At 42.3% G+C, this 12,319-nt stretch carries 13 protein-coding genes; 9 read left to right on the top strand and 4 right to left on the bottom strand.

Annotation, left to right across the window (positions count from 1 at the left end):
* Positions 1 to 51: 51 nt before the first annotated feature.
* On the top strand, positions 52 to 333 hold the full coding sequence (locus ABDD94_RS18785; RefSeq protein WP_345953527.1) for an ATP-dependent Clp protease adaptor ClpS: 282 nt from the start codon (positions 52 to 54) through the stop codon (positions 331 to 333).
* A gap of 245 nt (positions 334 to 578) precedes the next feature.
* On the opposite strand, the gene ABDD94_RS18790 is transcribed toward ABDD94_RS18785, so the two are convergent.
* A complete protein-coding gene (locus tag ABDD94_RS18790) occupies positions 579 to 2,006 on the bottom strand; it encodes an L-serine ammonia-lyase (RefSeq protein WP_345953528.1) in 1,428 nt (475 codons plus the stop codon).
* 96 nt (positions 2,007 to 2,102) lie between these two features.
* On the opposite strand from ABDD94_RS18790, the gene ABDD94_RS18795 reads away from it, so the two are divergent.
* Positions 2,103 to 2,411 carry a CD225/dispanin family protein gene (locus tag ABDD94_RS18795; protein WP_345950556.1) on the top strand — a complete coding sequence of 103 codons (309 nt, stop codon included), beginning with the start codon at positions 2,103 to 2,105 and terminating at the stop codon, positions 2,409 to 2,411.
* 3 nt (positions 2,412 to 2,414) lie between these two features.
* Complete coding sequence (locus tag ABDD94_RS18800) at positions 2,415 to 2,804, top strand: DUF2752 domain-containing protein (RefSeq protein ID WP_345953529.1); 390 nt, start codon at positions 2,415 to 2,417, stop codon at positions 2,802 to 2,804.
* Here ABDD94_RS18800 and ABDD94_RS18805 read toward each other — a convergent pair.
* The gene (locus ABDD94_RS18805) at positions 2,794 to 3,543 is read right to left on the bottom strand and encodes an RDD family protein (RefSeq protein ID WP_345953531.1); all 750 of its coding nucleotides are present in this window, start codon (positions 3,541 to 3,543) and stop codon (positions 2,794 to 2,796) included. The two genes, ABDD94_RS18800 and ABDD94_RS18805, sit on opposite strands and share 11 nt — an antisense overlap.
* 92 nt (positions 3,544 to 3,635) lie before the next feature.
* Here ABDD94_RS18805 and ABDD94_RS18810 point away from each other — a divergent pair, with 92 nt between their 5' ends.
* The 6 genes from ABDD94_RS18810 to ABDD94_RS18835 are packed head-to-tail and all read left to right on the top strand — an operon-like array spanning position 3,636 to position 9,724.
* Positions 3,636 to 4,601: a stage II sporulation protein M gene (locus ABDD94_RS18810; protein WP_345953532.1), complete on the top strand. Its 966-nt coding sequence runs from the start codon at positions 3,636 to 3,638 to the stop codon at positions 4,599 to 4,601.
* A complete protein-coding gene (locus tag ABDD94_RS18815) occupies positions 4,582 to 5,478 on the top strand; it encodes a hypothetical protein (protein ID WP_345953533.1) in 897 nt (298 codons plus the stop codon). The genes ABDD94_RS18810 and ABDD94_RS18815 overlap by 20 nt, the downstream gene beginning before the upstream one ends.
* 2 nt (positions 5,479 to 5,480) lie before the next feature.
* Entirely contained in the window at positions 5,481 to 6,227 is a 747-nt protein-coding gene (locus ABDD94_RS18820; RefSeq protein WP_345953534.1) for a DUF4129 domain-containing protein, read from the top strand.
* A complete protein-coding gene (locus ABDD94_RS18825; RefSeq protein WP_345953535.1) occupies positions 6,224 to 7,396 on the top strand; it encodes a DUF4350 domain-containing protein in 1,173 nt (390 codons plus the stop codon). The genes ABDD94_RS18820 and ABDD94_RS18825 overlap by 4 nt, the downstream gene beginning before the upstream one ends.
* On the top strand, positions 7,396 to 8,373 hold the full coding sequence (locus ABDD94_RS18830; protein WP_345950549.1) for a MoxR family ATPase: 978 nt from the start codon (positions 7,396 to 7,398) through the stop codon (positions 8,371 to 8,373). Before ABDD94_RS18825 ends, ABDD94_RS18830 begins: the two co-directional genes overlap by 1 nt.
* 4 nt (positions 8,374 to 8,377) lie before the next feature.
* On the top strand, positions 8,378 to 9,724 hold the full coding sequence (locus tag ABDD94_RS18835; RefSeq protein WP_345953536.1) for a DUF58 domain-containing protein: 1,347 nt from the start codon (positions 8,378 to 8,380) through the stop codon (positions 9,722 to 9,724).
* A 411-nt stretch (positions 9,725 to 10,135) separates the two neighbouring features.
* On the opposite strand, the gene groL is transcribed toward ABDD94_RS18835, so the two are convergent.
* Together groL and ABDD94_RS18845 are read right to left on the bottom strand one after the other, a co-directional pair.
* On the bottom strand, positions 10,136 to 11,773 hold the full coding sequence (gene groL / locus ABDD94_RS18840) for a chaperonin GroEL (RefSeq protein WP_345955994.1): 1,638 nt from the start codon (positions 11,771 to 11,773) through the stop codon (positions 10,136 to 10,138).
* Positions 11,774 to 11,935: 162 nt separating this feature from the next.
* Complete coding sequence (locus ABDD94_RS18845; RefSeq protein WP_345950547.1) at positions 11,936 to 12,211, bottom strand: co-chaperone GroES; 276 nt, start codon at positions 12,209 to 12,211, stop codon at positions 11,936 to 11,938.
* Positions 12,212 to 12,319 lie beyond the last annotated feature (108 nt).

A 12,319-nucleotide genomic window follows, 5' to 3' on the forward strand; every position in this document is an offset into this window, starting at 1 on the left:
TTTTAAGGGATAAGCTTTGAAGTTTGAGGCTTTTAGTATCTTTGCGTTGATATGCCAACTGAAATACAGGAAGAAACGCTAACGCTTGAAGAGATACTGGCGAGCTTAAAAGAAATGCACCGCCTTATATTGTGGAACGATGATGTGAACACTTTTGAGCACGTGATCTACTGTATGATGAAGTATTTGGATTACACCGAATCGCAAGCTGAAAAAATTGCTTGGAAAGTGCATAATGAAGGTAAATGCGCCGTACTGGAAGGCTCATTCACTGAAATGGAAGTTTACCGCAAAATACTGCAACAGGAAGGCCTAACTGTTTCAGTAGATTGAGCCGTTCTAATTAGCTTCGACGGAGCTTGTTTTAAAACAATTTATTCTATCACGGTAAAAGCACTGTAAGCATTTATATTGAGATATTTACCCATTTAGTGGGTAATCCGTTTTGTTCATGATGTTTCACAAAAAACTCATGCCCGAAAGGTAGCACAAAGCTTAATGAATAAGTCACCATTTTCGTTACTAATCCCGTAATGTAGGCCTCAGCCATTAGCCATCTTAACTAAGTGTCCTGATAATTAACACTCTGGCAAGCTTATAGGTATATTAATGGCCAAACCGCCATCAGAAGTTTCTTTGTATTTGGAGTTCATATCAAGCGCGGTTTGCCACATGGTTTTTACCACGGCATCTAAGCTTACTTTTGCATTGTCGGGATTACTTTGCAGTGCCAGTTGCGAGGCGGTAATTGCTTTTATAGCACCCATGGTATTACGTTCAATGCAGGGCACCTGCACCAGTCCGCCAATGGGGTCGCAAGTAAGGCCAAGGTGATGTTCCATGGCTATTTCGGCTGCCATCAATACCTGCCTTTGCGAACCGCCCAGGCACTCTGTTAAGGCCGCAGCCGCCATTGCTGAAGATACACCAATCTCAGCTTGACAACCACCCATCGCTGCCGATATGGTGGCGCCTTTTTTGAATATACATCCTATCTCAGATGCTGTCAGCAAAAACTGAATGATGCGCTCATCGCTAAAGCCATCGCAAAAAGCAATGTAATACATCAATACCGCAGGTATCACACCGGCAGCACCATTGGTAGGGGCTGTAACCACGCGGCCAAATGATGCATTTTCTTCATTTACTGACAGCGCAAAGCAGCTTACCCAATCAAGTATGTTCTGAAAACCGTTACCTGTTTGGCGTACCATATTTACCCACTCGTTAAAATTATGGTAGTCGCGGTTACCAATAAGCCTGCCGTTAAGGCCGGCGGCTCTCCGGGCTACGTTCAGGCCTCCTGGTAAATAACCCGTTGTGTGGCATCCCCTGTAAATACATTCTTTAATCACCCTGAAGATTTCAAGCACGCCTTCTTTGGTTTTAGCCTCGGGGCGCCAGGCCAGCTCGTTCTCCATCACCACTTCCGATATTTTCAGGCCTGTTTTGCGGCACCAGTGCAACAGTTCGTCGGCCGTATCAATAGGAAAAGGTAAGTCTACTTCCGTTACACAATTGCTTTCGGCCCCCTCTTTAACTACAAAGCCGCCACCTATGGAGTAGTACGTTTCGGAAACAGCCTTGCCGCTGCTTAAAAATGCCTGAAAGGTAACTGCATTAGGATGAAAGGGCAGACTTTGGCTGTACAAGAATAACAAGTCGTCTTCTGTAAAAAAACTAACCTGGTGACTGCCGCCCAGCTGAAGCTGGTGTAAACGTTGAATTTCTTCAATGCGGTTATCCAGCTGGTCTACCGGAAAAGTTACCGGATCATACCCGCTTAAGCCGAGCAGTATGGCAATATCGGTACCATGCCCCTTACCCGTTTTAGCCAGCGAGCCGTACAATAATATTTTAATTTGAACCACCTCGTTCAAAGCGGACTGTTGCTGCAAAAGCTGTACAAACTGCTGCGCGGCACGCCAGGGGCCAAGCGTGTGTGAACTGGATGGGCCAATACCAATCTTAAAGATATCAAATACAGAAATCTGCTCTCGTTGCATGTACCGCAAATTTACATATAGCAAATTTGGTAACGCTATTGGTAAAGTAAAATTATATAGATAACTTAAGCCACTAAACAAAAACAATCACTCAAAATGGAACAACCTCCTTTTTCTCAGCAACCTTTCTCACAGGCTCCTATGCCACGCCCTAAAAACTGGCTGGTGGAATCAATCCTGGTAACTTTATTTTGCTGCTTGCCATTGGGCATTGTAGGCATTGTAAACGCAGCCAGCGTAAACAGCCGTTATGATGCCGGCGATTACAATGGCGCTTTAGCAGCATCGCAGGCTGCCGGTAAATGGACTAAAATTGGTTTCGGTATTGGTATAGTATTTATTATATTATATGTTATTTTAGTATTTGTAATAGGTATTGGCGGCGGATTGGCCGGATACAGATAACATTTGAAAAAGCTATACTTTGCATTAACAGCACTGGCCGTTGTGTTTTTGCTGTGGCTGTATTACAATTACAACCCGGCAAAGTATAGCTTTTTTTTACAGTGCCCCTTTCATAAACTTACCGGGTTAGATTGCCCGGGCTGCGGCTCGCAAAGGGCGGTATTTTGTTTACTTCATGGCGATGTAAAAGGTGCCATACATCAAAACTTGCTGTTAGTTGCCAGCTTGCCTTTCCTGGCCATACAGGCCGGTTATAGAACTAAAAGCTGGCTAACAAAAAAAGACCATAAATGGCCTTTACTTTACCACAAGGTTACCCCGGTGGTGGTTGGCGTAATTACAGTTGCTTACTTCATCATTCGCAATTTGCCCACTTATCCTTTTAAGCACTAAAATTACTATCGCTTGTGGCAACAATGTGGTTATAATCTTTAATTAAGGTTTGCAAAAATTGCAGATCGTCCATAAAAGGTTTCGTTTCCACACTCAAATGCTCCTTTACTTTTGCGGCCATGTTATACACAACCGTGGTGTTGCCGGTTTGCATGTAAGTATTAATGACTTCATGCATTAATTCTATATCCCTGTCATTTAACTGCGTAGCTTCCTTATAAACAGGCTCATAGCCCTGATCAACCGGCGCGAAGGCTACCTGATCCATTTGTGTACGTGGCTCAGTTTTAATTAGCGTGGTATTGGCTACAATATCGCCCACACGCTGTTTTTTGTCAGATACAGCTACAGTGATAAGCGCGCAAAGATCGGAGGTTAAGCTAAAATCTACAATCCGGAAAAGCCAGCGCAACAAGTATTGCCCAATGCTGGGCTGCGCACCATCTAAACTTACTACCTTAATCTTCATCACCCGTTTGCCAATACTCTGTCCATTCAAAAAAATTTCGCAAGCCAGATCATAAAACACATACAGTGTAAAATAAGTACCAATTACAAGCCCAATAACAACGTCACCCAGCGTTTTATAATTACTGGCTATGGCAATAATAACCAGCATAATCATTATAATTATAAACAAAGCTATATCTACCAAACGAGCCAGTATACGATCGCCAAGGCTGGCTACTTCATAGTCAATATCGATATTTTGGGAGGTGTGTATGGTAACGGTTTGCATGCTAACAAATATATAAGCAAAACTGAATTTTAAAATTGAAAGCTATTGTTTTTCTATTTATTTTAAGCCAGATTTAATAATTGACCTAACCCATGCGCGAACCCTTGTTTGTAAAGCAAAACACTGCTAAATGGAAAACCTTTGAGCAGGGTATAACCGGCACGCCCGATGAGCTGGCCGACCGCTTTATACAAATAACCGACGACCTGGCTTATGCCAAAACCTTTTACCCTAAATCAAAAACAACAGCTTATTTAAACGGACTGGCGGCTAATCTGCACCAATCCATCTACAAAAACAAAAAGGTAAAGAAAAACCGCTTCAAACTTTTTTGGAAGTACGAGTTGCCGCTGCTTTTCAAAACACATGAAAAGCCATTGCTTTATTCCTTTATCTTCTTTATTGTTTTTTCGTTACTGGGCGCTTTATCTGCCAAGTACGACGACCAGTTTGTACAGCTCATTTTGGGCCCCGAGTACGTAAATATGACCAATGAGAACATAGCCAAAGGTGATCCATTCGGTGTTTACAAATCAAGCAATGAGTTCTATATGTTCTTTCGCATTACGATGAATAACATATTTGTATCCTTTGTTACGTTTGTGGCAGGCGTGTTTGGTTCGGCAGGCACGGTGTTCTTTCTACTCAAAAATGGTATCATGCTCGGCTCATTTGAGTACTATTTTTTTAGCAAGGGTTTAGGCTGGCAGTCTATACTGGTTATATGGATACACGGCACCATCGAAATATCTTCTATTATAATAGCCGGAGGAGCCGGCTTGGTTGTGGGTAACAGCCTGCTTTTCCCTAAAACTTATAATCGTATCACATCCTTTAAAAATGGCGCAAAGGATGGCATGAAGATCGTTATCGGCCTATTGCCGTTATTTGTAACAGCGGGCTTTTTTGAAAGCTTTGTAACCCGCCATACCGAAATGCCTTTGTGGTTAAGCCTAACTATATTGGGCGGCTCCTTGGCTTTTATGGTATGGTATGTAATTATTTATCCTAACCAATTGTATACAAACAAAACCTTACATGCAACAGCAGAACATTGAACTTTCAAAAAAACGCGACCTGGGCGAAGTGGTAAGTGACACGTTCACTTTTATAAAGCAAAACTTTAAGCCGCTTTTTAAAGTGGTTCTTACCTTTTGCGGCTTGTTTATGTTGGCCACCGCTGCGGCGTATGCCATGCAGCAGCTTAAGACTTTTGAACTGCAACGTGAGTTATTTAACGGAGCCGGAGCACAAAGTTTCTCTTCACCTTTTGATCGTTTTGGCATTGAGTATCTTTTGTCGATGCTGTTTATGATGCTTAGCTACACTTTAATGACGCTTACTGTATTAAGTTATATGGCTTTGTACAAGCAAAAAGGGAACGTACCCCCTACCACAGAAGAGGTTTGGGGATATATTAAATATTACTTTTTAAGAGTCTTAGGCGGCACTATACTGCTCAGCATTTTATTAATATTAGCTACTGCAGCGTGTATTATTCCCGGCGTGTACGTGTATCCTATATTCGGATTAGTGTTTCCCATCATGATTATGGAAAATGCGAGTTTCACTTACGCTTTTAACCGCAGCTTTACTATTATTAAAGAGAACTGGTGGTTGACCTTCGGAACGCTGTTCGTAATGGGCTTAATTACTTATGTGGGTTACATGATCTTTTCTATTCCCACTATCATTATCACTGTGGTTAACCTTTTTACGCATGGTACTAAAACGGCTGCATCTTCGGCTCCTTTACTTATTGTTATTTCGTTAATACAACAAGCCGGACAAATATTATATGTGTTACCGTTAATTGCCCTGGGCTTTTGTTACTACAATTTAACGGAGGTTAAAGAAGGATCTGGCCTTATAGATCGTATCAATCAGTTTGGCACTCACAACCCCGACAGTAATTTACCAGCCGAAGAATATTAAGAATGCGCTTTCTGTACTTACTGCTACTTCTTTTTATACCTTTTGCAACCGTTAAGGCGGGCCAATCTGTAAAACTGGTGCCTATAGCTAAAACTAAGGCCAAAGCCGTACTCCGTACCGATAGTTCGGTAGTACAAGTACGGCATTTTGATGCAGCACAGTTGGCCCGGCTCAAACAAAAGCCCGATTTTAGGTATGATGAAGAAGCCTCAGGCCCATCACTCTGGACCCGCTTTTGGCGCTGGTTCTGGCATCTGTTTACTATGCCTAAATTCAAGCCCGAAACCAATATACTGTTCACTGTATTAAAATACTTTTTTATTGCCTTGGGCATAGCTGCCATTGCATTTATTATTCTGAGGCTGGTAGGTGTTGATGTAACCGGCCTGTTTAAGCGTAAGCCTGCAGATGCCAGCGTGCCGTACGAGGAGACGCTTGAAAACATCCATGAGATAAACTTTGATACCGATATTGACAAGGCCATTGCTCAGCACAACTATCGTTTAGCCGTGAGGCTGCTTTACCTGCGCTCATTAAAACAGCTCAATGATGCAGGTTTGATAAACTGGCAAATCGATAAAACCAATGCCGCCTATATTGAAGAGTTAACCAACCCTGAACAGCGTGAGGCTTTCACTGTACTTACACGCCAGTTTGAGTTTGTGTGGTATGGTGAATTTATGATCAACAATTCGGCATTTCAAAACATCAGTGCCTTATTTGGTAACTTTAAACAAACCCTGTCATGAAAGATTTTAAAGTAATCACATGGATAGGGGCTATATTGTTGGCGGCGTACTTAATAGCCGAGTATAACAAACCCAAGCCGGTAAACTGGCAGTCTACCTTGTCATACGGCGATAAAATTCCGTTTGGTACTTACGTACTGCACCAGCAACTCGTAAACCTATACCCTACCGGCAAGGTGATACGTACTAATGAGCCATTGTACAACGCACTGCATCAGAAAAATCTACAGGGCAACTACTTCATCATAGCTAAAACGATCGATTTAACGAAGTATGATTATGCGGAACTGGTGAAATTCATAAAGGCCGGCAACAACGTGTTCATGTCGGCGTTTGTGTGGGATGGCATTTTGCCCGATACGCTTAAACTGCACACCAATGCCGAGTATGGTAAAAGCAATGTGGCCGTTAACCTAGCAAACCCGCAGCTAAAAAGGGCCGCCAATTACACTTTCCAGCGCGATATATGCAACCAGTATTTTAGCAGGTTTGATACTGCACATGCTGTAGTGTTAGGTCAAAATTCTATGAAGCATGCCAATTACCTCAGCTTTGCTTTTGGTAAGGGGCATTTATATTTGAGCGCTAATCCGCAGCTGTTTACCAATTACAGCTTACTGTCTGATCAGGGTGCCGATTACGCTGCCAAGGCGCTTTCCTATCTGCCAGCAGCAGCTAACGTTTACTGGGACCAGTATCAGAACAAGGATATACCTTTTGATAACTCGCCGTTGCGGGTAATTTTTAGCCATGATAGTTTGCGGTGGGCTTACTACATTAGCTTAATTACTGCTCTTGTATATATTATTTACGAGGCCAAGCGCCGCCAGCGTATCATACTGGTTATAGAACCCCTCCGCAATAACACGCTCGACTTTGTGAACGTAGTGGGCCAGGTTTATTATGAGCAGCGTGATAACAGCAACATTGCGCACAAAAAGATCACTTACCTACTGGAGCATTGGCGCACTGCCTACTATTTAAAAACCAGCGTACTAAATAAGGAATTTACCGATGCCTTAGCGAACAAAACCGGCATTGAGCCAGCCTTTGCCCGCGAACTGGTTAACCTGATTAATTATACCCATGTGCAACACAAAGTAACCGACAGCGAGCTTATTGCACTGAACCAAGCTATAGAAAACTTTTATTCCCAAACCGGAAAATAATGGAAGAAGAAATATTTGAACAAAGAACTGATCTGAGCAAACTGAGCCATGCGGTTGAGCAAATTAAAGCCACCATTGGCAAAATAGTAGTAGGTCAGCAGGAGACCGTCGATTTGCTGATTGCCGGCATACTGGCCGATGGCCACCTGCTTATTGAGGGCGTGCCCGGCGTAGCTAAAACCTTAACGGCCAAACTCATTGCCAAAGCTATTGATGCTCAGTACTCCCGCATCCAGTTTACGCCCGATTTAATGCCTTCGGATGTGATAGGCACATCGGTATTCAATCCTAAAACCACTGATTTTGAGTTTAGACGCGGACCTGTATTTGGAAACATTGTACTGATTGACGAGGTGAACAGAGCCCCGGCTAAAACACAGTCGGCCTTGTTTGAGGTGATGGAAGAGCGGCAAATTACAGTAGATGGCCATGTTTACCCTTTGCATGAACCTTTTATTATACTGGCTACCCAAAACCCCGTTGAGCAGGAAGGAACCTACCGCCTGCCAGAGGCGCAATTAGACCGCTTCTTATTTAAAGTTGAGGTAAAGTACCCAACGCTTGAAGACGAGATAGCCATATTAACCCGTCAGCATCAGCAAAAAACTGCACTGCAGCTTACCGATATTCAGCCGGTATTGTCTGCACAGGATATTATCAGCATACGGCAGCAGGTGCGTGAGCTTTATGTGGAACCTAAACTTCTGGAGTTTGTGGCCAAGATTATTCATGAAAGCCGCAACAATAAATCACTTTATTTGGGTGGATCGCCACGAGCTTCACTGGCCATAGTAAGTGGTGCTAAAGCACTTGCCGCTATGAAAGGCCGCGATTTTGTTACACCGGAAGACATTATATGGGTTGCCCCTGCCGTGTTACGGCACCGTATTATGCTTACGCCCGATAAGGAAATGGAAGGCGTTACCCCTGACGAGGTGGTTGCTCAAATAATTCAGAAAATAGAAATACCCCGCTAAGCAAGTGAAAAACCTCATCAGCCAGTTTTATACCAACTTGTTTTTAACCCGCCGCTTAACGGCGGCGCTGATAGGTTGCAGCATACTATTTGTTGTAAGCTTTTTTATGGAATGGCTGGGCATTTTGCCTTACCTGTTCTTTGGGGCATTGATGGTTTTAATGCTGCTTGATATATTATTGCTATACCGTACCCGCAACGGCGTATTTGCCCGCAGGCAGGCACCCGATCGGCTCAGCAACGGCGATGAGAATGAGCTGGCTGTTTACATAGAAAATTTTTATCCATTCACGATACAAGCAGGCATTATCGACGAAATTCCGCACCAGTTTCAAAAACGCGACATTTGGTTTAAAACCAGCGTTCAACCGCGTAGGAACAAGACATTGACGTATATACTAAAGCCACTTAAACGCGGTGAGTATGATTTTGGATTGATACGTGTGTTTGTGCACTCCCCTATTGGCTTGCTAAGCCAGCGTTATAATTTTAAAGAAGAAGAAGTTTTACCCGTTTACCCCTCTTTTTTACAGATGCGGCAGTATGAGCTGATGGCCATTTCTAACCGACTGAATGAACTGGGGATAAAAAAGATAAGAAGGCTGGGTAACAGCATGGAGTTTGAGCAGATCAAAACTTATGTGCCCGGCGATGATTACCGCGACATCAACTGGAAAGCATCTGCACGCCAAGGCAGCCTCATGACCAATTCTTATACCGACGAGAAATCGCAGCAGGTGTATTGCATTGTTGATAAATCACGGGCTATGAAGATGCCATTTGAAGGGCTAAGCCTGCTTGATTATGCCATTAACGCCAGTTTGGTACTATCTAACGTGGCTTTGCTCAAAGAGGATAAAGCCGGACTTATTACTATAGGTGAACGCACGGGCGCTGTTATACCTGCCGAGCGCAAGCCTGCCCACATAAACAAAATATTGCAAGTACTCTACAAGGAGAAGACACGATACCTGGAAACCAATATGGAAATGTTATACAGCACGGTAAGGCGGGTTATTAAGCAGCGCAGCCTTGTGGTATTCTTCACCAATTACGAAAGCCTCTCGGCCCTGCAACGGCATTTGCCTTTTTTGAAACGGATAGCCAGCTTTCATTTACTGTTGGTGGTGTTTTTTGAGAATACGGAGCTTAAAAAGGTAAGCCAGGAGCCAGCTGCCGATGTGGAGGGCATTTACATAAAAACTATTGCCGAAAAGTTTGCTTATGATAAAAAACTGATTGTTAAAGAATTGGCCAAGCATGGCATACAATCCATACTAACAACGCCACAAAATTTAACAGTGAATGCGGTGAACCGCTATTTGGAACTAAAGGCAAGGCAAAAAATTTAAACAGAACGCTTAAACTTTATTACTGGATAAGGCCGAGCCGATTGGAAGAATACGCTAAAGCTATAAAAATACAGTAGCAAGCGTTTAACCTACGACATTAAACTCACGAACAACTCAGGACCTTTGATGATAACCCATTCAAATATCCTTGTCTGCAACTGCTTCTTTCTTTGGGTAATGTGTTTCATAATACTGCTTACATATCAAATGATATGCCTGCGGATGATTATTTATTATTTTATACAAAAATACAGTTGTCTCAAGCAAAATTTGTCATGAGTTAATCATTTGATTAACAAAATACAACCTGAAACGCAGTTTTTCGTAAACATGCGGTTCTAAAAACAAGAAACCCTGTCTGAAAAATCAGACAGGGTTTCTTGTTTGTATATATTATAACGCGTATGATGATTACATCATACCGCCCATGCCGCCCATTGGAGGAGCACCTGCACCGGCTTTTTCATCTTCAGGATCATCAGCCAACACACACTCGGTAGTTAATAGCATTGATGAAATAGAAGCAGCGTTTTCTAAAGCTACGCGTGATACTTTAGTTGGATCGATAACACCAGCACCAATCAGGTTCTCGTATTTATCGGTACGTGCATTGTAACCAAAGTCGGCAGTGCCTTCTTTTACTTTTTGAACAACGATTGAACCTTCGATACCTGCGTTTTCGCAAATCTGACGTAAAGGCTCTTCTATAGCACGTCTGATGATTTGGATACCTGTTTTCTCGTCTTCATTGGCACCTTGCAGATCTGCTAAGGCAGCAACCGCACGGATAAAGGCTACACCACCACCAGCAACGATACCTTCTTCAACCGCAGCACGTGTTGCGTGTAATGCATCATCAACACGGTCTTTTTTCTCTTTCATTTCAACCTCGGTAGCTGCACCTACATATAATACAGCCACGCCACCTGATAATTTAGCTAAACGCTCTTGCAGTTTTTCTTTATCGTAATCAGATGTAGTAGTTTCAATTTGAGCTTTGATTTGGTTTACGCGAGCTTTAATGTTCTCAGCGTCACCAAAACCGTTAATAACAGTAGTATTATCTTTGTCAATAACTACTTTTTCAGCAGTACCTAAGTAAGTCAGGTCTGCATTTTCTAATTTGTAACCACGCTCTTCAGAAATAACAGTACCACCGGTCAAGATAGCAAGGTCTTCTAACATAGCTTTACGACGGTCACCAAAACCAGGCGCTTTAACAGCAGCTACTTTCAGTGAACCACGAATTTTGTTAACTACTAAAGTAGCTAAAGCTTCACCATCTAAATCTTCAGAGATAATAACCAGTGGTTTGCCGGTTTGTACTTGTTTTTCAAGGATTGGAAGTAATTCCTTCATTGAAGAAATTTTTTTGTCGTAGATCAGGATGTAAGGATTATCCAGTTCTGCTTCCATTTTATCAGCATTGGTTACAAAGTACGGAGAAAGGTAACCACGGTCAAACTGCATACCTTCTACAGTTCTAACTTCGGTTTCAGTACCTTTAGCTTCTTCAACAGTAATTACACCGTCTTTACCAACTTTACCCATTGCGTCGGCAATCAGGGTACCAATAACCTCATCATTGTTAGCCGAAATACTGGCTACTTGTTTAATCTTGTTATTGTCATCACCCACTGCTTGTGATTGCTCTTTCAGGTTAGCTACCACGGCAGCTACTGCTTTGTCAATACCACGTTTAAGGTCCATCGGGTTAGCGCCAGCAGCTACGTTTTTAATACCTGCAGTTACAATTGCCTGAGCCAGTACAGTTGCAGTAGTAGTACCATCACCTGCAATATCAGCAGTTTTTGAGGCTACTTCTTTCACCATTTGGGCACCCATGTTTTCTAAAGCATCTTTTAATTCGATTTCTTTAGCCACAGTTACACCATCTTTAGTAATAGCTGGTGAACCGAATTTTTTGTCGATAATAACGTTACGACCTTTAGGACCTAAGGTTACTTTAACTGCGTTAGCTAAAATATCCACGCCACGTTTTAAAGCGTCACGTGCTTCAACGTTGTATTTAACTTGTTTTGCCATGATTTGTTAAGTTTGAGATTTGAGTACTGAGATTTGAGATTAAACTCTCATCTGCAATTTCAAACCCCTATGTTTTAATAAATTTATTTGAACTAAGTAATCTGCGTTAGATGCAAGAAAGAAGAAGCTGTCTCAAATCCCCTATCTAACGTCTCACATCTAAATTTACAGTATGCCGTAAATGTCAGATTCACGCATCATCAGGTACTCATTACCATCAATTGTAATTTCGGTACCGCCGTATTTGCTGTATAACACTTTATCACCTACTTTAACAGTCATAGGCTCATCTTTTTTACCGTCACCAACAGCTACTACAGTACCTTGTTGAGGTTTTTCTTTAGCAGTATCCGGAATGAAGATACCAGACGCAGTCTTTTCTTCGGCAGGAGCAGCTTCCACTACTACTCTGTCGCCAATAGGTTTAATGTTTAATGACATAACTATAATTAATTATAAATTGATTGAATGTTTGATTGCCATTCATCACTAATTATGCCAACCGTGTAAATGACATACTTTAACTGTTGAGTTGTCAGTTGCAAAATA

The sequence above is a fragment of the Mucilaginibacter sp. PAMB04168 genome (assembly GCF_039634365.2).
In the GTDB taxonomy this organism is placed as follows: Bacteria; Bacteroidota; Bacteroidia; order Sphingobacteriales; family Sphingobacteriaceae; genus Mucilaginibacter.